Source organism: Oricola sp., from assembly GCF_022763245.1.
Taxonomy (GTDB): domain Bacteria; phylum Pseudomonadota; class Alphaproteobacteria; order Rhizobiales; family Rhizobiaceae; genus Oricola.
The window spans coordinates 41,735-63,521 of the sequence record NZ_JALEGV010000036.1 but is presented as its reverse complement, the minus strand read 5'-3'; the positions used below and the strand labels follow the sequence as shown (position 1 = coordinate 63,521).

General features: G+C 63.0%; 21 protein-coding genes. 10 read left to right on the top strand and 11 right to left on the bottom strand.

Annotated features, from left to right (window positions below):
• The first annotated feature begins 161 nt into the window (after nucleotides 1-161).
• The 8 genes from MRY80_RS16390 to MRY80_RS16355 are packed head-to-tail and all read left to right on the top strand — an operon-like array spanning nucleotide 162 to nucleotide 8,284.
• Nucleotides 162-1,511, top strand: a complete 1,350-nt coding sequence (locus MRY80_RS16390; RefSeq protein ID WP_293292126.1) for an ABC transporter substrate-binding protein — start codon at nucleotides 162-164, stop codon at nucleotides 1,509-1,511.
• Nucleotides 1,512-1,563: 52 nt separating this feature from the next.
• Complete coding sequence (locus tag MRY80_RS16385) at nucleotides 1,564-2,463, top strand: sugar ABC transporter permease (protein ID WP_293292125.1); 900 nt, start codon at nucleotides 1,564-1,566, stop codon at nucleotides 2,461-2,463.
• Nucleotides 2,464-2,465: 2 nt separating this feature from the next.
• Complete coding sequence (locus MRY80_RS16380) at nucleotides 2,466-3,293, top strand: carbohydrate ABC transporter permease (RefSeq protein ID WP_293292124.1); 828 nt, start codon at nucleotides 2,466-2,468, stop codon at nucleotides 3,291-3,293.
• 18 nt (nucleotides 3,294-3,311) lie between these two features.
• Nucleotides 3,312-4,403, top strand: a complete 1,092-nt coding sequence (locus MRY80_RS16375) for an ABC transporter ATP-binding protein (RefSeq protein ID WP_293292123.1) — start codon at nucleotides 3,312-3,314, stop codon at nucleotides 4,401-4,403.
• Between the two features lie 25 nt (nucleotides 4,404-4,428).
• On the top strand, nucleotides 4,429-5,832 hold the full coding sequence (locus MRY80_RS16370) for an aminotransferase (RefSeq protein ID WP_293292122.1): 1,404 nt from the start codon (nucleotides 4,429-4,431) through the stop codon (nucleotides 5,830-5,832).
• An 11-nt stretch (nucleotides 5,833-5,843) separates the two neighbouring features.
• Complete coding sequence (locus MRY80_RS16365) at nucleotides 5,844-6,761, top strand: dihydrodipicolinate synthase family protein (RefSeq protein ID WP_293292121.1); 918 nt, start codon at nucleotides 5,844-5,846, stop codon at nucleotides 6,759-6,761.
• 23 nt (nucleotides 6,762-6,784) lie between these two features.
• Nucleotides 6,785-7,567 carry an SDR family oxidoreductase gene (locus MRY80_RS16360; protein ID WP_293292120.1) on the top strand — a complete coding sequence of 261 codons (783 nt, stop codon included), beginning with the start codon at nucleotides 6,785-6,787 and terminating at the stop codon, nucleotides 7,565-7,567.
• Nucleotides 7,568-8,284: an SDR family NAD(P)-dependent oxidoreductase gene (locus MRY80_RS16355; protein ID WP_293292119.1), complete on the top strand. Its 717-nt coding sequence runs from the start codon at nucleotides 7,568-7,570 to the stop codon at nucleotides 8,282-8,284.
• A gap of 64 nt (nucleotides 8,285-8,348) precedes the next feature.
• Here the strand turns inward: MRY80_RS16355 and gcvPB are convergent, their stop codons facing one another.
• From gcvPB to MRY80_RS16325, 6 genes are all read right to left on the bottom strand, one after another.
• Nucleotides 8,349-9,896 carry an aminomethyl-transferring glycine dehydrogenase subunit GcvPB gene (gene gcvPB / locus MRY80_RS16350; RefSeq protein WP_293292118.1) on the bottom strand — a complete coding sequence of 516 codons (1,548 nt, stop codon included), beginning with the start codon at nucleotides 9,894-9,896 and terminating at the stop codon, nucleotides 8,349-8,351.
• A complete protein-coding gene (gene gcvPA, locus MRY80_RS16345) occupies nucleotides 9,893-11,281 on the bottom strand; it encodes an aminomethyl-transferring glycine dehydrogenase subunit GcvPA (RefSeq protein ID WP_293292117.1) in 1,389 nt (462 codons plus the stop codon). Before gcvPA ends, gcvPB begins: the two co-directional genes overlap by 4 nt.
• Before the next feature lie 24 nt (nucleotides 11,282-11,305).
• Nucleotides 11,306-12,400: an NAD(+)/NADH kinase gene (locus MRY80_RS16340; protein WP_293292116.1), complete on the bottom strand. Its 1,095-nt coding sequence runs from the start codon at nucleotides 12,398-12,400 to the stop codon at nucleotides 11,306-11,308.
• A gap of 185 nt (nucleotides 12,401-12,585) precedes the next feature.
• Entirely contained in the window at nucleotides 12,586-13,500 is a 915-nt protein-coding gene (locus MRY80_RS16335; protein ID WP_293292159.1) for a glycosyltransferase family 2 protein, read from the bottom strand.
• A gap of 39 nt (nucleotides 13,501-13,539) precedes the next feature.
• Entirely contained in the window at nucleotides 13,540-14,283 is a 744-nt protein-coding gene (locus tag MRY80_RS16330) for a cupin domain-containing protein (protein ID WP_293292115.1), read from the bottom strand.
• Nucleotides 14,284-14,287: 4 nt separating this feature from the next.
• Nucleotides 14,288-15,052 (bottom strand): phytanoyl-CoA dioxygenase family protein, encoded by a 765-nt coding sequence (locus tag MRY80_RS16325; RefSeq protein ID WP_293292114.1) that lies wholly within the window; start codon nucleotides 15,050-15,052, stop codon nucleotides 14,288-14,290.
• Between the two features lie 194 nt (nucleotides 15,053-15,246).
• Here MRY80_RS16325 and MRY80_RS16320 point away from each other — a divergent pair, with 194 nt between their 5' ends.
• Nucleotides 15,247-15,390, top strand: a complete 144-nt coding sequence (locus MRY80_RS16320; RefSeq protein WP_293292113.1) for a hypothetical protein — start codon at nucleotides 15,247-15,249, stop codon at nucleotides 15,388-15,390.
• 194 nt (nucleotides 15,391-15,584) lie between these two features.
• On the opposite strand, the gene leuD is transcribed toward MRY80_RS16320, so the two are convergent.
• The 4 genes from leuD to MRY80_RS16300 form a co-directional block, all read right to left on the bottom strand.
• On the bottom strand, nucleotides 15,585-16,223 hold the full coding sequence (gene leuD / locus MRY80_RS16315; RefSeq protein ID WP_293292112.1) for a 3-isopropylmalate dehydratase small subunit: 639 nt from the start codon (nucleotides 16,221-16,223) through the stop codon (nucleotides 15,585-15,587).
• Nucleotides 16,224-16,225: 2 nt separating this feature from the next.
• On the bottom strand, nucleotides 16,226-17,641 hold the full coding sequence (gene leuC / locus MRY80_RS16310; RefSeq protein ID WP_293292111.1) for a 3-isopropylmalate dehydratase large subunit: 1,416 nt from the start codon (nucleotides 17,639-17,641) through the stop codon (nucleotides 16,226-16,228).
• 16 nt (nucleotides 17,642-17,657) lie between these two features.
• Nucleotides 17,658-19,622, bottom strand: a complete 1,965-nt coding sequence (locus tag MRY80_RS16305) for a tripartite tricarboxylate transporter permease (RefSeq protein WP_293292110.1) — start codon at nucleotides 19,620-19,622, stop codon at nucleotides 17,658-17,660.
• A 69-nt stretch (nucleotides 19,623-19,691) separates the two neighbouring features.
• Nucleotides 19,692-20,768: a hypothetical protein gene (locus tag MRY80_RS16300; protein ID WP_293292109.1), complete on the bottom strand. Its 1,077-nt coding sequence runs from the start codon at nucleotides 20,766-20,768 to the stop codon at nucleotides 19,692-19,694.
• Between the two features lie 147 nt (nucleotides 20,769-20,915).
• Between MRY80_RS16300 and MRY80_RS16295 the strand changes: the two genes are divergently transcribed.
• A complete protein-coding gene (locus MRY80_RS16295; protein WP_293292108.1) occupies nucleotides 20,916-21,389 on the top strand; it encodes a MarR family transcriptional regulator in 474 nt (157 codons plus the stop codon).
• Nucleotides 21,390-21,411: 22 nt separating this feature from the next.
• On the opposite strand, the gene MRY80_RS16290 is transcribed toward MRY80_RS16295, so the two are convergent.
• On the bottom strand, nucleotides 21,412-21,735 hold the full coding sequence (locus tag MRY80_RS16290) for a 2Fe-2S iron-sulfur cluster-binding protein (RefSeq protein ID WP_293292107.1): 324 nt from the start codon (nucleotides 21,733-21,735) through the stop codon (nucleotides 21,412-21,414).
• Between the last annotated feature and the right edge of the window lie 52 nt (nucleotides 21,736-21,787).

Below are 21,787 nucleotides of genomic sequence, written 5' to 3'. Positions count from 1 at the left end.
CGGTTACCATGCGCCGCAGCCGACTGAGAAGTGCGTATCACGCACGAACCTCCCCGCATTTCCCCAACTCCGACAAAAAAGCGCTTGCCAAGGCGGTGTCGATAAGCTGTAATTCGAACATATGTTCGCATTGCGAACATATTGCAACCGGAGAACAGCCCATGTCCAATCACGAATCCAAGGGGACCGCGCTTCTGCCGTCGCTGTCGCGCCGCTCCCTCCTCACAGGCATTACGGTGGCAGGCGCTGCTGCGATGATGCCACGCCGGCTACGCGCACAGGAGCAGATCACGATCCGCTGGTGGTCGCCGCAATCGTCGCCGGCGCAGCTGGCCGCATACAAGACCCAGATCAGCAATTTCGAAGCGCTGCACGAGAACGTCAAAGTCGTGTTCGAGAAGACCTCGGACGAGGGCTACGCACCGCAGCTCGCCGCGGCGTTCGCGAGCGGCGAAGTGCCGAACATCGTGACCCACCTTCCGAGCTTCGCCGTATCGGACTACTGGCGCAACGGCCTGCTGGAGCCTTTCAACGACGTGATCGAGATGGTCGGCCCGGACAAGTATTACCCCGGCGCCAACGACATCTATGAAATCGACAAGGGCCAGTATGCCGGCACCGGCATCGGCAACTCCGCCGCCAACATGCTGTGGCTGCGCACCGACCTCATGGAAAAGGCCGGCATCGACAAGGCCCCCGAAACCTGGGACGAACTGCTCTCGGCCGCCCAGAAGATGCAGGGCGGCGGCATCTACGGCGCTCCGCTTCCCTACGGCGCCAACTCCATGACCTCGCTGGTCTTCATCGGCGTCATCCACCAGGGCGGCGGCCAGGTGTTCTCGCCGGAGCTGGAAGTCGCCATCGACAGCCCGGAAACGCGCGACGCGCTTGAGTTCTACAAGGCAATGCGCGAGTTCTGCCCGCCCGGCGCGACGAACTACTCCTGGGGCGAAAGCCTGACCGCTTTCGTGTCCGGCGCAACGGCGACCGGGCTCTACACCGGCCGCGTCCTTGCCAATGTCAACGAACAGAACCCGGGCATCGCGGACAGCATCACCTGCGTGACCTACCCGACCAAGTCGGCGGACATTCCGGCCTGGACGTTCAACGACTTCCCGTCCGTCTTCATCCCGAAGGCGGCATCGGACATGGAAGCGACAAAGCAGTTCGCTGCCTTCCTGTTCGATCCGGAAGGCTACATCCAGCAGCTCCACGCGGCCCCGGGCCACGTGCTGCCCGTCCTCAAGACGATCGCCCAGGACCCGGCCTATCTCGACAACGAAATCATCAAGAAATACAGCGCCGAAGTCGACCTGATGTCGGCGGCGGCTGCCGGTGGTTTCAACCTCGGATGGGAATCCACGGCGCACCAGCCGAACGTCAAGGCCGGCGAGATCGTCAATTCCGGCGTAATCGCCGAAATGGTCCAGCGCGTCGTTCTCAATGACGAGAACGTTGACGCGGTCCTCGGTGAGACGGCATCTCGTATCGAAGAGATCATGAACGCCTGACCCCTCATGTGGCGGCGGGCGACCGCCGCCACAACTCCAACGATCGAATCCCATGCCCAACAGACCAAACCAGACCACACTCGAGCGGCAATATGCACGGCTCGGCATCCTCCTGATCGCCCCGACGGTGGTGGTCTTCAGCGCCGTCATCGTCTACCCGCTTCTGGCGGCGATCTATCTGAGCCTGTTTTCGATCTACACGCCCACGCTGCAGGGCGAGTTCGTCGGCATCGACAACTACGTCAAGCTGCTGAGCGGCAAGCTTTTCTGGCAGTCTTTGGGCGTGACGCTGACCTGGACGGTCGGCACGCTGACGCTGCAGGTCATCTTCGGCGTCGCGATGGCGCTGCTGCTCAATCGCAGCTTCTGGTTCCGCTCGCTCGCGCGCTCGCTGGTCCTCTTTCCATATTTCCTGTCGACCGTCGTCGCGGTGCTCGTCTGGCGCTGGCTCTTCAATGACCTCTATGGCGCCCTCAACCACATCCTGATGCGCGTCGGCGTCATCGACATGCCGCTCGACTGGCTGGGCTCGATGCCGAACGCCATGATCGGCATCATTCTCGTCGGCGCGTGGAAGTACTTTCCCTTCGTGGTCATCGCCGTTCTGGCGCGACTGCAGACCATTCCCGAGCATCTCTACGAAGCCGCCAAGATCGACGGCGCCGGCCCGATCGCGCGCTTCTTCGACGTGACGCTTCCGCAACTGCGCTCCGTCCTGACCGTGATCATCCTCTTGCGGGCGATCTGGGACTTCAAGGAGTTCGACCTGATCTACCTCCTGACGGGCGGCGGGCCGGTGACGTCCACGCAGACGCTTGCGCTCCTGGTCTACAAGGAGGCCTTCTCGCTCAACCAGATGGGTCAGGCCGCGGCCTACGCCGTCGCGATGATGCTGGTCATGCTGGTCTTCATGGTCGTCTACATCCGCCGCACCGGCACGAAGGAGACCTGATCATGCCGCTTCTTCGCAAGGCCGCGCTGAGCCTGTTCGTCTGGATTGTCGTCCTTCTGGTCTCCTTCCCGCTGATCTGGATGGTGATCACCTCCGTCAAACCGCAGACGGAACTGTTTCGCATTCCGCCGACCTGGCTGCCGGAGACGGTGACGTTCGAGCATTACTGGACGCTGCTGTCGGAAACGCCGTTCCTCCTTTATTTCCGCAACTCGGTGATCCTCTCCACCGCGACGACCATCTTCGTCGTCGCGCTGGCGACGCTTGGAGCCTACAGCCTCGTCCGTTTCCGCTATCGCGGGCGCGAGACGCTGGCGATGCTGGTGCTGTTCACCTACCTACTGCCGTCGGTCGTGCTCATCATCCCGCTCTACCTGATGATGGTGTCGCTGGGGCTGTCCAACACGCTGATCAGCCTCGTCCTGGCCTATACGACCTTTGCCCTGCCCTATGCGCTCTGGCTGATGCGCTCCTTCATGGAAGGCGTGCCGCCGGATCTGGAAGCCGCGGCCATGGTCGATGGCGCGAGCCGCATGGGCGCGTTCCGGGACATCATCTTCCCGCAATTGCTGCCGGGCATCATCTCGACCGCGCTGTTCACCTTCATCCTCGCCTGGAACGAATATCTCTACGCGCTGGTGCTCGTGAACTCGGACTCGTCGCGTCCGCTGACCACCGGCGTGATGTCCATGCTCATCTCGGCCTTCAACATCGAATGGTCGTTGCTGATGGCCGCATCGGTGATGATGAGCGTCCCACTGATCATCATATTCGCGTTCCTGCAGAGCTACCTGACAAGTGGCTTCGGCGGCGGCGCGGTCAAAGGATAAGACAGGAAAGCTGGTTCATTGGCTGACATAGAACTGCGGAACGTCCGCAAAGCCTTTATCAACTTCGTCGCGCTCGAAGATCTCAATCTTCGGATCGAGGACGGCGAATTCGTCGCGCTGCTCGGACCGTCGGGCTGCGGAAAGTCGACGACACTGCGCATGCTTGCGGGGCTTGAATTCCCGACCGACGGCGAGATCCGCATCGGCGGCAAGGTGGTCAACGACGTCGCGCCCGGCAAGCGCGACATCGCGATGGTCTTCCAGTCCTACGCGCTCTACCCGCACATGACGGTGGCGCAGAACATCGCCTATCCGCTCAAGAAACGCGGCGTCGACAAGGCCGAACGCGACAGGAAGGTGGAGCGCGCCGCGGCGCTTCTGCATCTCGAACCGCTTCTCTCTCGCAAACCGAAACAGCTTTCGGGCGGCCAGCAGCAGCGTGTCGCGCTGGGCCGGGCGCTCGTGCGCGAACCGGAGGTTTTCCTGCTCGACGAGCCGCTGTCGAACCTCGACGCCAAGCTTCGCAGCTACATGCGCATCGAGCTGATCGAGCTTCACCGCCAGCTCGGCAAGACGATGGTCTATGTCACCCACGACCAGCTCGAGGCGATGACCATGGCGCATCGCATCGCGGTCATGAATGGCGGCAAGCTGCAGCAGTTCGACACGCCGGACGCGATCTACAACCGCCCCGCCAATCTCTTCGTCGCCGACTTCATCGGCACGCCGTCGATGAACCTGATGGAAGGCTCCTTGTCCGGCAGCAATTTCACTGTCGGCGGCCAGAGCGTCACCATCGATCGCAGCCGCCTGAAACCGGAGACCACGGACGGCGCGGCCGTGCTCGGCGTGCGCCCGGAGGACATCATGCTCGGGGACGGCACGATCGACGCGGTGGTCGAGCTCGTTGAGAACACCGGCCACGAGAAGATCGTGGCGCTGGCGGTCAAGGGCTGCGACCGGATCCTCGCACGAGCGCCTTCGGGCAGCGCCATCACGGTCGGCGAGGCCGTCAAGATCGGCTTCGACCAGACCAAGACACACCTGTTCGAGAAGGACGGCGAAGGACGCCGGCTCAATCTCGACCAGGACCACAATTCATTACCGTGAGCGTTATTTTGGAAAGCAACATGAAATGATCGACGCGAGACTTCTGGACCGCCAGTTCGTGCTCCATCCCTTCAGCGCCCTCGCCTCGCACGAGGAAGCCGGCGCCTTGATGATGGCGCGGGAGGCAAACGGCTGCTGGATCACCGACGATGCGGGCAACCGTTATCTTGACGGCATGGCCGGCCTCTGGTGCGTCAATGTCGGCTATGGCCGCGACGAAATAGCCGACGCGTTTGCCGACCAGACGCGCAAGCTCTCCTATTTTCACGGCTTCAGCTCCATGGCGACCGAGCCGGCCGCCGTCCTGGCATCGCGCATCATCGCCAAGACGCCGGGCGACATGTCGAAGGTCTTCTTCGGCGCATCGGGGTCGGATGCGAACGACACCCAGGCGAAGCTCGTGTGGTATTACAACAATGCCCGCGGGAAGCCCCAGAAGAAGAAGATCATCGCAAGAACGCGCGGCTATCACGGCGTCACGGTGCTCTCTGGCGGTCTGACCGGCCTGCCAGGCCTGCATGCGGGGTTCGATCTGCCGCTGCCGATGATCCGGCACGTCTCCCCGCCGCACAATCTCTGGGTCAGGCACCAGAACGAGGACGACGCGACCTTCTCCAAGCGGCTCGCCGCCGAGTTGGAAGCTCTGATCCTTGCCGAGGGCCCGGACACGGTCGGCGCGTTCATCGCCGAACCGGTGATGGGCGCCGGCGGCGTCATCCTGCCGCCGGAAGGCTATTTCGACAAGATTCAGGCTGTCTTGAAGCGTCACGACGTGCTGCTGATCGCCGACGAGGTCATTTGCGGTTTCGGCCGGCTCGGCACCTGGTTCGGCAGCGACCGCTACAACATCAAGCCGGACCTGATGACGATCGCCAAGGGCATCACATCGGGCTATGCGCCGCTGTCGGGCTGTGTCGTGTCCAGCGATGTCTGGCGGACGATCGTCGACGAGGGCGGCAAGAAGTTCGGCGCCTTCGGCCACGGCTACACCTACACGGCACACCCGATCATGGCCGCTGCCGCACTCGCCAATCTCGACATCCTGGAGAACGAACACCTCGTGGACCGCGCCGCCAAGATGGGCGCGATCCTCCAGGATGCGTTGAAGAGCGCGTTCGCGGACCTGCCGATCGTCGCGGAAGTCCGCGGAACCGGTCTCGTGGCCGCCGTCGAATTCGCCGTTCCCGGCGCGAACGGCCCGTCCAAATTCGACAAGACGTTGACCGTGGGCGCCCGGATCGTCCGCAAGGCGCTCGAGGCCGGATTGATCATCCGCGCCCTGCCCGACGGCGACAGCGTGTCCTTCTCTCCGCCCTTCGTGATCGACGAGGGCGAGATCGACTTCATGGCGAAGACGGCCCGCAAGGCCGCAGACGACATCTTCGAGGAACTGCGCTCCGAGGGCGCCTTGAACACTATTGCAGCATAAGGAAACCTGGAGTGGACAGGAACTCAATTGGCTGGACGGGGGTGATGCCCGCGCTGACCACGCCTTTCACAGCCGACGGCGGAATCGACCATCCGGCACTGATCGCGAACATCGAACGGCTGATCGACGCCGGCTGCACCGGGGTCATCCCCGTGGGCTGCACCGGCGAGTTCTGGTCGCTGACGCACGCGGAAAAGATCGCGATATACAAGACGACCGCGGACGTCCTTGGCGACAAGGCATGGAAGATCGTCGGAGCGGCCGCCATCACCGCCGTGGAGGTCATCGAACTGGCGGGACACGCCGAGGCGGCCGGATGCGACGGCATCCTGGTGACGCCCCCCTATTTCGCCCATCTCACCGATGACGAGATCTACGAGCACTTCAAGGCCGTGGATGCCGGGGTGAACCTGCCCGTCGTGCTCTACAACATTCCCGGAAATGCCGGGAACGCGCTTAAGCCCAAATTGGTCGAACGGCTCGCAACGCTCGAAAAGGTCGTAGCGATCAAGGAAAGCTCGGGCGACTGGGCCAATTTCCAGCGCACGCTCTACGGCGTTTCCGATCAGATTCGCGTCTTCTGCGGTCCCTCCTCAACCATCGGCGTGCCGGCGATGTTGGCCGGATGCGACGGGCTCATCGACTGTTTCCCGAATGTGTGGAACGGCTGCATCGAGATGTGGCCCACGCTGCAGGCGGGCAAGATTGACGAAGCATGGGCGCTCCAGAAATTCGGCGTGGAACTGACCGACATGTTCACCCGCTCCGGGCGGACGCTATATCCGGCGACAAAAGCAGCCATGGACCATCTTGGCATCCCGGGAGGCGGAGCGCCGCGGGCGCCGCTGAAAGCTATGGAGGGTTCGGCGCTTGTCGAGTTTCAGAAGGAACTCGACGACTTCCTTCAATCCGAAAAACCAATTGCCTGAAGAAGAACAAAGAGGATCGAACCATGGATCTTGGTCTGAAAGGACGCAAGGCGATCGTCAGCGCGGCGAGCAAGGGACTGGGAAAGGCATGCGCCATGTCGCTTGCACGCGAAGGTGTTGACCTCGTCCTGAATGCGCGCACGGCCGACGCACTCGAGGCAGCCGCCGAGGAAATTCGCGGCGAAACGGGTGTTTCCGTCAAGACGGTAGCGGCGGACTACAATACCAAGGAGGGCCGCGCCGCCATTCTGGAGGCTTGTCCCGACAGCGATATCCTCGTCTCCAACCCCGGCGTTCGCCAGATTCCCGGCAATTTCGAGGAGTGGGACAAGGATGAGTGGCTGTTCTGGCTCAATGCGCACTTCCTCTCGTCGGTGCAGATGATCCAGGGCGTCGTTCCGGGCATGCGGAAACGCAAGTTCGGTCGGATCGTCAACATCTCCGTGAGCTTCATCAAGTTTCCGCAGGTCAACTTCGCCCACTCGCACGCCGCTCGCGTCGCACTTTCCGGCGCGATCGCCTCCATGGTGCGCGAATGCGTGCCGGACAACGTGACGATGAACACTGTCTGCCCCGGCTTCTTCGACACCGACGCGCTTCACACGAACCTGCACAACCATGCACGGCGCGGAAACACGACCTATGAGGCCATCGTCGAGAACCGCATTCAGAGCGTTCCGGCCGGACGCTTCGCCGATCCGAAGGAGTGCGGAGACCTTGTCGCCTTTCTGTGTTCCGAACAGGCAGGCTTCATCGTCGGTCAGAACATCGTCAATGACGGCGGCGTCTATCAGGGGCTCTTCTAGATGAGCGCACCCCGCATCGTCATGGTGTCCGGCGGAGCCCGCAGTCTCGGCGCCGCGATCACCCGCAGGATGCTGGATGACGGGCATGTCGTTTCCGTCGGCGTCCGCTCCCCGGAGACGGTCGCGGAGGCGTTTCCGGACGTCGGACCGGACCGCCTCAGGGCTCATCACTTCGACGCCGACATCCCGGAGACCGCGGACAGCTGGGTTGCAGCCACGGTCGCGAGTGCCGGCGCGCCGGACGCCCTGATCAACAATGCCGGCATCTTGAGGATGGTCGACTTCACCCGCGGCGACGAGGCCGATCTCGACGCCATGTGGAACGTCAACGTCAAGGGGCCCTTCCGGCTCATCCGGGCAGCTCTGCCCCATCTGCGCAAGTCCGGCCGGGGCCGGGTCGTCAACATCGCGTCGACCGACGCCAAGCGCTATCGCGACCAGACCGTCTCGCTGGGCTATGTGGTGACCAAGCAAGCATTGCTGGCCATGACCCATGCGGTCCGCTTCGCCGGCTGGGACGAAGGATTGCGTGGAACGGCCATCTGCCCGGGCGCGATCGACACGGACATGATCGACGGAATCCCCGGCGTCACGCCCAAGGCGCAGCGCCTGCAGCCCGAAACGGTCGCCGAGATCGTGTCTCTGGTCCTGTCGCTGCCCAATCAGGCCAGCATTCCGGAGATCGTCGCCAACACGCGGCTCGAAGCCACGATCTGACCATCCTCCCAAGCAACCGGTCAGACGGCAGAGGCGGCGCCCGCAGGCGCCGCCTCTTTCATTTCTACGTCTTGCTGGCGTTCTTGCGCAGATAGGCGCGCCATGTCGTCGCCCAGCGATCGGGATCCTCGAGCGCGTCACCCTTGAGCTGATGGATCGCTCCCTTGTGCGGCGCGGTCTTCACCATCTCGGGATCGTCATAGGCCTCGCGAATGACGTGCTCCAGAACGTCGATCCAGTAGTCGATATCCTCCTTCGACCAGAGTTCGCCGGCCTCCGGCGTGAAGGGCTCCGGGACGACCCAGGGCTCGTGGCTCAGCCAAAGCGCGTCGATGCCGAAATCCGTCATGCGGTTGGCGATATCGACGACCGTGCAGCCGGTGTCCTTCGTCACCTGCTCGACCGAATGGCGCGTCATTTCCATGCGCCACGCGTCGATATGCTCGTGGGAACGTGACACGCCGGCGACCTTCGACAAGCGCTTGTCCATGTAATTGTTGGCGAGGACCGACAGATCCGCCGCCTCGCGCAATCCTTCCGCGCCCATCGCCCGCGCCCAGGCATAGGCTTTGACGACCTGCGGCGCGTTGCCCCAGAATTCGCGGATCTTGCCGATCGACTGCGGACGGTTTTCGTCGAGGCGGACACCGTCGCCGTCGCGCACGACCAGCGGGGACGGCAAGAACGGCGCCAGCTCCGCCGAACAGCCATAGGCGCCGACAGCCGGACCGCCGCCGCCCTTGGGCGCGCCGAACGTCTTGTGGAGCATGTACATGCAGGCGTCGAAACCGAGTTCACGGGCGCGAAGCCTGGTCATCACGCCGTTGAAATTGGCGTGATCGTAGAAGCACAGGCCGCCGGCCTCGTGGACGATGCGCACCCATTCCTTGATGTCCGGATTGTAGATGCCCATGTCGTCGGGATTGTTGACCATGAGCGCTGCCGTGCGCGGGCCGACCACCGATTTCAGCTGCTCGACCGACGGATATCCGTTCTCCTCAAGCGTCAGCGTGATTACCTCGAAACCGGCCGTGTTGGCCGTCGCGGGCGAGCACGGGTGGGTCTGGATCGTGGTGATGATCTGGTCACGCTGTTCCAGTTCGCCGCGGCTAGCGTGATAGGCGCGCGTCACGCAGGCATGCGTGTAGGCCGCATCGGCACCGCCGCCCGCCTGGAACACGAACTGATCCATGCCCGACACTTCGCACAGGAAGTCGTTGAAGTTGGCGTAGATCTCCATGATGCCCTGAAGGGTCTCGGGCGGCTGATAGGGGTGGACTTCGGCCAGACCCTTGCCCGCGACGGCACGCTCGCCGATGCGCGGATTGTACTTCATGGTGCAGGTGCCGAAGAGCGATACACCCATCATTCCGAGCGTCATCTGGCTGAGATGCAGATAATGCCGCAGGGCATCGTGCTCCGTCATCTCCGGCAGTTCCGGTGCCTTGCCGCGCCGCGCGCCCTCGGGAACGGAAGGCACACTCTCGGGCTTGGCGAACAAGGCACCGCGACGGCCCGGATGGCTCAGTTCCATGACCACGGGTTCTGCCCAGCGGGCGGCATGGTAGCCCTCGAAACGGGCCTTGGAGCGATTGGAAATCGGTGCGGTCATTGGACGGCCTCCCTCAGCGCGACGCAGAGCCGCTCGATGTCGGCTTCGGTGTGAATTTCCGTGACACAGAAAAGGGCGGCATTGCCGACCACGCCGGGTTCGCCGGTGATGTCCTTTCCGCCAAAGATGCCGTCGGCCAGCAGCGCCTGGTTGACCTTTGCCACATCCGCGGCGTCGAACTGCACGACGAATTCCTTGAAGAACGGCCGGGACAGATCGACGGAACAGCCGTCGATCGCGTCGATGCTCTCGGCCGCATGGCGCGCGCGGGCAAGGATCAGATTGCCAATTTCACGGAAGCCTTCCGGCCCCATGGCCGACATGTAGACCGCGTTCGCAACGGCCCAGAGATAGACCGAGTTGCCGGTCCAGTCCTTGCCCTTGTCGCGCGAGCCGTAGGACGACTGGTGAAACAGCGTCAGGCCGAAGCCATATTCGCCTTCCGCGACCGTCTCGGTGATGGAGATGTTGAGGGTCGGGTATTCGCGCGCGTAACGCTCCTCGTCTGGGCTTGCGATGAACCCGCCGACGCCGCCGCCGCAATTCATGTGAATGCCGAGCGGCTGGGTCGGACCGACCGCGATGGTCGCACCGTAGGAGCCGGGCGCCGCCAGAACGCCGAGGGATAGCGGGTCCACACCGACGATCGCCTCAGCGCCTGCCGCCGTGGCCGCAGCGCACAGCCCCGCAGGATCGGCCTCGATCACACCGTGACAGGAAGGCGTCTCGAAATAGAGCGCGGCGACCGTTTCGTCGAGCTTGGCCGCCAGGTCGTCGCGATCGATCCGGCCGTCGGGACCGACTGCGATCTCGACGATTTCGATGTGGCTGGCCATTTCCGCCGGCTCGCAATAGTTGCGCAGAACCGAGAGGCGTTCCGGGTCCATCGCCGCCGGCACGGCGACCTTTTGCCGTCCGGTCGTCCGCGACGCCATGCGAACGGCATGGCCGATCGCGCAGCCCCAGCTGTAGACGGGCAGACCGACGAAATCCATTTCGACCAGAGCGCCGATCTGCGCGCAGAATTCGAACCAGGCCTGATTGCGACCGTGGTCGGATGTCGGGGAGCCGAACACGGAGGTCACCCATTCACTGCGGCTCGCCACCTCGTCGCAGATCGCGGGCACGTAGTGCGGCCATGCTCCGGCGCCGAGGAAGCAGAGATTGTCGGCGGCATTGGCGTTCTTCGACAGGAGATCGTCGAGGTGACGCGCCAGTTCGACTTCCGACGCCAATTGCGGCGGCAGGTCGAACGGCCTGCTGGTCAGGTGGTCGGCGGGGATCTGCGCGAAGAGTTGATCGACATTGTCCACGCCAAGCGCAGCCATCATCTCGTCCTTGATCCCCTGGACCGAATTGGCCATCCAGGGATGTGCTTTTGTCACGGGCGTCTCTCCATATTCGTTCACTCAACAGGAAATGCGCACGACCTGCTGCCGTCCGGCACCGGTCGTTACGGGCTTGTATCCGGCCAGTTCGGCGTCGAGCGCGCGGTCACCCGTATCGACGGACAATTCCACCGGATGGAGTGCGGCGAGCTTCGCGCCCTGGCAAAGGATGTCGATATTGGCCGGACCGACGCGTCGGATGACGCGCGCGGACAATTGCTGGTTGCCGCGGCCGAGCAGAAAGCCCTGACCGCCGATCACACTCAGAACGATCCGCGCTTCCGGCTGCTGTTCGAGCAGGTCGAGGATCTGCTGTTCGGAGAGATCTCTCCCGACAATGTTTCCGTCGAGGATGGCATCCACGCCAAGCAGCGTTCCGCCGCCGACACGCGCCTTGAGCGCCGCCATCGCCGTTCCGGGCCCGGCGAGAAAGAGGATCGAGGGCATCATCCGGCGCACATATTCGCCGATCGCCGGATCGAGTTCCGAGATGTCGCCGCTTGTCCGTGCCTTGGGGCCCTGCAATCGCAGACCGACGTCGGGAACGGGAACGACGTCATGGAGCGACGCCGACAGAACGCCGGCGCGGCGCGCGTCTTCGTCGATGTCCATCACGTCGGCCTGCGCCCGCCGACGCCTGGCGGCCGCGAGATAGCGGGCCGCGATCCTGCCCGCTTCTTCAGGCGACCGCGCGAAGACCGCGGAGTGCATTTTCACGCCGGCGGGGATTCCGAGCACAGGGACATCGCCGGTGCGCGCGGAGGCGACGTCGCATGCCGTGCCGTCGCCGCCGGCAAACAGAATGAGATCCACCGCATCCGTCATGGCCGAGACACAATCGCGCGTGTCCTGCGCGCCGCCCCGGGGTTCGAGCGTGATTGTCTCATGCGGCATGCCCAGTTCGTCGAGGACGTCCGCTCCCAACGGGCCAGGCCCCGCGAGCACGGCCCCGCCTCCTTCGCGGCGAAAGGTCTCCATGGCACGGCGCGTCCGCTCCGGCACCGGGGATTGCGCGCCCCTGCGCAAGGCTTCGGCAATCGTGCCGGCACCGTCCGAGCCGTGCAGCCCGACCGCGCCTCCAAGCCCGGCATAGGGGTTCATGACCAATCCCAGCATCAAGCGATATCACAAAATCGTACAATTGTTCGCAATGCGAACGCTATCGCAAACCCCTCCCCTTTGGCAATGGGTGATGACGCATGCAGCGGGAATTGAAGGACAGCCGTCTCAGCGAGCGGATGCGGCCTGATCGGTCATGAGGTTCGACGCCAGCGCGGCGCTGTAACTGATGAACCCGGAAATCAGTCGAACCGCAGCCCGGTGACCGCCTCCAGATGCTGCAAGGCGGCAGCGACCGTCTGCCGGAACCTGTCATCCGGCACCAGCGCGACGGGACCGCCTGGGAGATCGAGTTGACCGTGCTCGTCGGCGCTGTTCGCTCTCCACACCGCGTCTGCCTTGCCATCCTGCAACGCTTCGGCAAAGAAACGCGATTGCCAGGACTCGATGAAGCTGGACCGGACCATCGCCCTTCGCGGCTCGTGATCCTGCCCGCGCAGAAGGATTTCGCCCGCGCTGCGCAGCGGAACGTGAAGGATGGGAAACTGCTCCGCGTGTACGGCTTCAGGGCCTTCATCGAGCACATGCTGGCCTTTCGAAAAGGCGACGGTAGAGCGAGAGAAGACGGCCGATTTCGACTGCTGTGACGAGACGAAGCCGCGCCGCCAGTTGATGACGTCTTCCATGTCGGCGGCATCCTCCGCTGCGACGCGGTAGCGGATGTCGGCAAGTGCCGCAGGCGTGGAAACATGGTGCTCGCGCATCTGAACGAAATTCGCCCATTTGCCGCGAATGACGAGGTCAGAGGACCACGGACCGATGGCCTTGGCGAGCGTGGCCACATCCACCAGCCAGAATTCATCGCAATCGAAGGGGAAGATGATGCGGTATCCGTCGCCGATCAGACGGTTCGCCATCTCGTTGATCAGGGCTCGCTGATCGAACACGTCCAACGGATTGTTGCGGACAATGACTTTCCGCGTCGCCGCCGCAATACGGTGCAGTATTTCTCCGGTGCCGTCCGTGGAACCGTCATCGAGAAACTCCAGACGATTGAAGCCGGCGTGAAGATAATGCCCGCAGAGCACGGGCACGAGGTCGGCCGCGTTGCGAATTACACAGATGGCCGCCGATCTTGCCCGCCAACGACTTCTCATCACGTTCCTGAAGTCCCCGGACTGGATGCGGAAACCACTCTAGCGATGGAATTCCAAAACGAAATAGGCCGCTGTATCGTTTCCGGGGTTGTGCATGTCGTGCGGTTCGCCCGCTTCGAAGAATGCGACGCCACGGTCTTTCAAGCACTTCCCTTGCGTCATGATTTCTCCATCGAGCAGGACGATGGCGACGTCATGCGAATCCGAATGCGTCTCGTATCCGGCGCCCGGCTTCAGGCGGGACAAATGGCAGTGCAGTCGCTTGAGCCAGCGCGTCGGCCCTTCCATGACCAGGGTCGGCGCAAAACCGCTACCCGCTTCGACTTCGAGCATCGGACGCAGATCGAACGTCTCCGTTGTCAGGATCCGACGATTGCTCCGGATGCGCCGCAACCAGCGTTCGAGCGCCGTCTCCCGTCCGTCGTCAGCCCATTTGAACATCAGGTAGACGACGTCCGAATCCGACGCGTTGCGGATCGTGTGATGCTGGCCCGTGGGATAGTAGGAGAACTGCCCCCGGACCATTGGAACCACAACGGGATCGGGATCGCCGGGACTGTCTGCCATGACGATCTCCGCCTCGCCCTCCAGCACTATCAGGATCTCGTCTTCCACATGCACATGAGGCGGATGCGGTGTCTTGCCGGGGGCAAGAACGGAAAAGTGGCACGTCAGGGCGCCCGCCGAGGGCGTCGTCCTGTGCAGCAGGGGATGCGGGGTCCAGCCGGAAGATTCGGAGTTTGCCGGGAAGCGTTCGATCTGGCGAATGAAGGAAAAGGACATAGGCTCAGGAGGCAAGCGGCGCTTCGACGATTGCGTTCAGGCCCTCGGGCGCACGGCCCGAAACCACGACCACCGGCGGCAAGACATCCTGGCGGGTGCGCAACGGCCATTCGAGATGGGCGGGATCGAACATGCGGACAGCGCGATCGGCCCGCGCATATTGCAACAGAATCGCGGTGCGGGAAAAGTATCTGCGCGTATTTCGGCTCCCGTGCCAGAGCCGGCCGTCGAACAGGATGGCATCGCCATTGCCCACCTTCGGCGCGACAAGCGTCGTTGCCGGGTCGAGAGATCGCGCCCATGCGACGACATCGGCATCCGTCCCCTCGCCGCGCCTCAGACCGTGAATGTGGGCCTGTTCCTGGATCGTGGTTCCGAATTTGTGCGAGCTGGCAACGAGATTGAGCGCCGACTTCCTGTTGGTATGGGACAGGCCGATCCAGATCGAAACGAAGCCGCCATCCTCACCGCAGCTCTCGATGTCGCAGTGCCAGGGGTGGACGACGCCGGGTGCGCGCAGAAGAAGGTCGGCGCCCCACAGCACGATGTCCTCGCCGAGTAGCGGCCGAAGCAGCGCGAGAAACCGTTCGTCGGCCCCGAGCCGATGGTAAAACGGATCAATGGCGGCCCGCGCCTTCGCCCACGGCTCCGGCGCGACGCCGGACTCATTCTTCTCATGGGCCAGAACAGCGCGGCATTCCGCGGAGGTGAGCAATCCCCGCTCGATCGAGAACCCCAGCCGATCAAATTCCTCTCGCTTGCCCTGCACGCCACGCTCCCACCAACAATCGGGCACAGCGCCCTATCGGTCCAAGTCGATACTTACCCAGCGGCCTGCCGCTCATCGGTTGATCGCCTGATCGTGCCGTCGGATCAACCGGTTTTGCGCAAAACGTTACGCTGCGTTGGTGTCTTGAACGTTGAAGCTTGTCGAACTGGCGTCGAGCCTGCGGCCCGCCTTGCATGCGAATAGCGCTCCGCGACGCCCGATTGCGGCCAGCCAACGACCTGGTCGACAGGAACTTCCATGCCCATCAATCGAACATGCTTCAGGTCGCCGACATCACCTATGCGCCGTTCTTTTTCTGGCTGGTCCTCGACGCCTAAGGTCGCGGGATCGCCGGCACTGCCATGGAACACGACCTCAAGGGCCCGTTGGCCATCGATGCAACGAACATGACGATCGGGCAGCGCGAGCCAAGGAACGATGCGATGTGATCGGCAGGAATTTCGGAGTCAATTGCCAATCCGCTGCGATCGGCCCGCTCGCCGACGATCTTCGATCACAGCTTCGAATTGCGCTACCGGCGATGAACCCAAGGCTTGGTGACGGCCTGGCGGTCCTGAAACGACTGTATTTCATCTGCCATACGCAGCGTCATGCCGATCTCGTCCAGTCCGTGCAGCAATTGCTGTCGGCGCAACTCGGGTATCCGGTAGGAGAGAACGCCGCCATCCGGCTTCGTCAGGCTCTGCTTTTCGACGTCGACCTCGAAGACGCTGTCCGGACGTTCCTCGGCCTGGGCTGCGAGACGCTCCACCTCGGTCCGTGGAAGGATGACCGGCACAACACCCCATTTGAAGCAATTGTTGTAGAATATCTCGCCAAAGCTGATCCCGATAACCGCTCGGATTCCGAAGTGGTAAAGCGCCTCCACCGCCGTCTCCCGGCTGCTGCCGCAACCGAAATTGTCGCCGACGATCAGGATGCGGGCCGAGCGCCACGGCTCGCGGTTCAACACGAATTCCGGGTTCTCCTCGTCGGCATCGTCGTAACGCCATGCCGAAAACAGAATCTCCGCGAGCTGTCGGGCGTCATAACTCAGCGGCCGAGCCTTGCCGACTTGCGACCGGCGCTGGCCCGGCGCGATCGTATCGGTATCGATGTTGTCGCGAAGAAGCGGGGCGGCAACGCCCGAGACCTTGATGACAGGTTCCATTTTCATTCGTCTCCAAGATGGCGGACATCCGCGATCCGGCCCCTGATGGCGGTCGCGACGGCAGTCAGCGGGCTTGCCAGATGGGTCCGGCTGCCTGGTCCCTGCCGGCCGACAAAGTTGCGGTTGCTGGTGGACAGGATGCGCTGGCCCTGCGGAACCTTCTCCGCCATGCCGCCGCCACTGCCGCCGCAAAGCGAACAGCCCGGCTCGCCCCAGTGGAAGCCCGCTTCGATGAAGATTCTATCGAGACCCTTCTCTTCGGCCGAACGCTTCACGCCACGCGAGCCCGGCACCACCCAGGCTTTCACGCCGTCCTTGACCCTGCGACCACGCGCCAGCGAGGCGGCGGCCTCGAGATCGCCGATCCGCGCGTTGGTGCAGGAGCCGATGAAGACCCAGTCGACGGGGGTGCCCTCCATCTTCCGGCCCGGTTCGAGCGCAACATACTCGAGCGCCGCTTTCGCCGATTGCCGCTGTCCCTCGTCGCCATAGCGGTCGAGCAGAGGAATCGTGTCATCGACGGAGATGACGTCTTGCGGGCTTGTTCCCCAGGTAACCTGCGGCGAGAGACCGGTGACATCCAGCGTGAACTCCCGGTCGAACGTCGCGCCTTCGTCGGAAGGCAGATCGCGCCACTGCGCCACCGCGGCGTCCCATGCCGCGCCGGCCGGGGCATAGGGGCGGCCCTCCAGAAAGGAAATTGTGGTCTCGTCCGGCGCGATCAGCGCAAAGCGCGCGCCCATCTCAATCGCCATGTTGCAGATCGTGAAGCGGCCCTCCATCGGCATCGCATCGATCACCGGCCCGCAGAACTCGACGGCATAGCCACTGCCACCGGCGGCGCCAAGCTTTCCGATCAGATGCAGGATGACATCCTTCGGAGTCGTCCATCGTTCCAGCGTGCCCTCGAGGCGTATGCGCATGGTCTTCGGCTTGCGCTGCACGCTGGTCTGGGTGGCCAGGACATGCACCAGTTCGCTTTGTCCGATACCCCACGCAAGCACGCCGAGTGCTCCAATCGTGCAACTGTGGCTGTCGCCGCAGGCGAGCGTCATGCCCGGCAGCGCGAGACCCTGCTCCGGCACCAGGACGTGAACGATACCGTGGCGGTCGTCGGGCGTATCGAAGAACTCGAAACCGAATTTCTCGGCGTTCTTGCGCAGATTCTCGATGAAGGGATTGTCACGACTCTCCACGCCAAACCGTTCGATGAGGGTCGTGACCGTGTGATCGGCTGTCGCGAATGTGAGCTCCGGATTGCGCACCGTCAGCTTCTGGTCGTTGAGCTGGCCGAAACCGCGCCCGCCGAGGTCGTGGACGATGTGACGGTCTACATGGATCAGCGCGAAATCGTCCTGCAGATCCTGAACGACATGGTCGGACCAGATCTTTTCGAACATTGTGCGCGGTTGGGTCATTGCAGGAAGCTCCTGTTCACCAGAGGTCGATCATCGGACGAAGCCACTTCACGTGCAGGAGCGTTTGGTAAACACCCACCATGATGGCGACTGCAGCCGCGGTGTAGATGAGGATCGCGATGGGTCCGTATCCGCCCCAACGCTTGAGATAGGCCGCGATGAAAAGCGGCAGGGCGACGATCTGCCCGATCACGAACGACACTGCCGGTATCGCCGCGTACCAGACGAGGAATTCCAGCGTGCGGATGTCCTGCCGAAAATCGATTTGACCGGTCGCTCCGCGCGCGGCCAATCGCCCGCGCAGATCCTTCGCCAGCACGAACAGTGCTGCCACAAAAGAAACGCCGCATATCACCTCCGGGAAAATCTTCGCCGAAAGCGGGAAGGACTGCGCCTCGATGAAGGCCCACACGCAGACGCCTGCCCAGACAGCTGCCAGCAAGAGCGACAGCCAGCCCGCGACCGGATCGCCATCCTTATGCGTGTCGTCACGGTCGACCTGCACCTGCTCGCCTCGGCGCAGTCCCCGGACTGTGAAGACCGTGGCGACAATCAGCAGCGCTGCAAGGCCGAGCGTCATCGGGCGGCTGAGCAGTTCCATCGGGGTGAATGCCTGCATGGACAGAACAAAGGCATTTTCCATGATCGGCCCGAGCACGAAACCCAGCACAAGCGGCGGACGCGGCCAGCCGGCCCGGCGCATCCAGATGCCGAGCGCGCCCATGCCCAACAGCGTGAGCCAACTGCCGATATGCGGCTGCGACAGCCACGATCCCATGAAGACGAAAAGCGTTACGGCGGGCACGAGCAGCCGCCCGTCGATGAAGGCCGCTTTCGCCAGTTGACGCACAAGGAGAAACAAGACCGCAACGCCGATGATATTGGCGAGGATGAGTGTCCAGACGAGCGTGAATGTCGTGGTCAGATGCGTGGTCAGCATGGCCGGACCGGGGCTCAGACCCTGCAGCATGAACGCGCCCAGCAGGATCGCCATTCCAGCGCTTCCCGGAATGCCGAGCGCGACAGTCGGGATCAGCGAGCCGCCATTCACGGCATTGTTGGTTGCTTCCGGACCGATGACGCCGCGCACATCGCCCTTGCCGAACTGCGACTTGTCCTTGGCGCTCTGCACCGTATGGCCATAGGCGATCCAGTCCGCAATGGAAGGCCCCGGGCCCGGCAGCATGCCGATGTAGACGCCGAGGATCGAGCAACGGAATGCCAGCCAGCGGTGTCGAACGACATCGCGAACGCCCTGCAGCATACCGCTTCGCATGTCTGTGCTGGCCTCGACCGAGGAGATCGAGGACCGCGACACGGTCAATCCCAAGAGTTCCGGAAGGGCGAACAGCCCAAGCACGGCGGCGACCAGCGGGAGTCCGTCGATCAGGTAATAAGTTTCAAACCAGTATCGCGGGACGTCCGATCGCACAGGATAGCCGATCTGCGAAAGCAGCAGACCAATGCCGGCAGCGGCAAGGCCGCGCGCAATCGCAGTGCCGCTCAGCGCGCCGACCAGCAGCAATCCAAAGGCGCCAAGAAGAAAATAGTCCGGAGAACCGAAGGCGAGAATGATCGGAAGCGCCAGCGGCAGGGACAGCGCCAGCGCGATGCCTCCCATGATGCCGCCGAAGCCGGATACGGTGATCGCCGCTCCGAGGGCACGAGCCCCCTCGCCTTTCTTGGCCATCGGATGGCCATCCATCACCGTCGCCTGGGAGGCTGCCGTTCCGGGAATGCCGAGCATGATCGATGCGATGCTGTCCGAAGTCGCGGTCACCGCGTAGAGGCCGATCAACAGCGCAAAGGCCGATGCCGGCTCCATGCCGAAGGTGAAGGGCAGGACGACGACAATGCCGATGATTCCGCCAAGCCCAGGCACGGCGCCCAGCCAAAGCCCCGCCAGCACGCCGAGGAGAAGAAAGCCCGAAGTGGGCCAGGCCAGAACCTGCAGGAGGCCCTGAATCATGCTGTCAAACATACGTTGTCGTCCTGAAATCCCGAGCGAATACGGGCACCGCGAGGCGCGGTGCCCGCCTGTTCACAGCACCTACTCGGAATATTTCGCGATCAGATCGGCCAGGTATTTCGCCATTTCCGGCTCGCTCTCGTTGAGCGTACGCGCACGGTCGATCATTTGCTTGGTGCGCTCTGCGTTGAAGAAAACCGGCTTGAGATGCACCTGTTTCTCGACATCGGCCAGATATTCGGCGTCGGTGGTCGTCTCCAGGAAGGTCTCCCGAAGCTCGGCGATCAGGTCCTCCGGCGTACCGGGAGGCGCAACGACCATCAGCGTCGGTCCGTTGTTGATATACATCAGCGCGTCATAAGCAGGACCGGACGGCTCCTCGTTCCTGACCTGCTTGTAGAGTTCATGGAACGGCGGCGCATCCGCAACCTCCGGATCGTCGATCGGTTGACCGTTCTCATCGACAGCCGGGATCGTCCAGAGGCCAATGCCGTGTCCCGGCTTGACGAAATTCTCCATGATACCGACGCGGTAACTGTTGAGACCGGTGGTGCCGATATCTGCCTCCCCGCGCAGAAGCGCGGCCATAAGGGCGGAACCGCCGCCGAAGCCGGCGACATATTTCGTCTCGACACCGAGCAGTTCGAGGCCGATCAGCGAGTTCATGTCGAAGCTCGAGCGCGGCTGGAAGCCGGCTACCGTGACCTCCCCGACCTTGGTGATATCGGCCGGCTCCTTCAGACCGGAACCCACATCGTTGCGGGCATAGGCGATGACCGGAACGTTGACCGAGCCGATCACCTCGAAATTTTCATAGGCGACGCGTTGCGCCTCTGGGCCGAGGGGACGGGTCGTCACGTTCGGCGCGACGAAGCCCAGCGTGAACCCGTCGGGGTCCGCGGCACCCATCAGGTAATTTATGCCAAGCAGCATGCCGCCACCCGGCATCGGCTCGATGACGAAATCCGGATTACCCTCGATGTGGTCCTTCCAATGCTTGGCGAAGAGTCGCGCCTGCACATCGGTGGACCCGCCGGCGCCGACATTGGTGACCAGTGTGATCGTCTCGCCTTCATAGAAGCCGTCGGACATGGCGGGCATCGCCGCGAGCATCGCGGTCGCGAAGACCGGAAGCGCAAGAAAGTCCCTGATTGTCATGATGTCACTCCTCCCTTTCTTGGACCGCGACAGGGCCGCCGCGCAAGATCCTAAGTGTACATAGCATCTCTTACAGATAGATTTTGCCGGACGCAAGCCCGGACCGTCGAGGCTTGCCAATTCGAATTGAAAAGGAGACAAAGCCGCATGCCATGCGACACCGAAGAAACCGACGAATTTGCCGGTCTGATCAGGGACATAAACACAATGCCGGGCTATCTGGTCCGGCAGTGTTCGCAGCTGTCACGAGAGTTTTTCGCAGAAGAATGCAAATCCTACGGCATCACTCCCGAACAGCTCATCGTGCTCATCACGCTCCAACAGAACCCGGGAATCGGTCAGGTGGTCGTCGCCGAGCGCGTTTCACTGGACCAGGCCACAACCGGCCAGATCATCGCACGCCTGATCAAGCATGGACTGGCCCGCCGCAAGAAGAATCCGGCAGACACGCGTGCCTGGCAGGTGGAACTCACAGACGACGGCGCGAAACTTCTCGATGAGGTTCGTCCGCACAGTTCGCGCGCCAAGGATCGTTTCCTCGAACCGCTCGATACCGAAGAGCGGAATCAACTCCTGCGGCTGATGCGCAAGCTCATCGACCGGCCGGAAAAGCCCGCCTGAGGGAGACGCGCTCCAGCCCGGCTCAGTTCTGCATTTCCGGCATCTGGACAATCAGGCCGTCCAGATCGTCGGTCACCTGCAACTGGCAGGCAAGCCGCGAGCGTGCCGGATCAGGCTCATAGGCATAATCGACCATATCTTCCTCCATGGGCTGCATTGGCGGCAGGCGGTCGATCCATTCCGGGTCAACATAGACATGGCAAGTCGAACATGCGCAGGCTCCGCCGCAATCGGCCAGGATCCCCGGAATGTCGTTCTTGCGCGCTCCTTCCATGACGGTCGCGCCATTCGGAAGGTCGACCACATGCTGTTTCCCGCCGAACTCGATGTATGTGATTTTCGCCATGCGACTTGTCTCCTCTAGGCGTGTTCAGAGTGACCGGTCCTGTCCCCCTTCG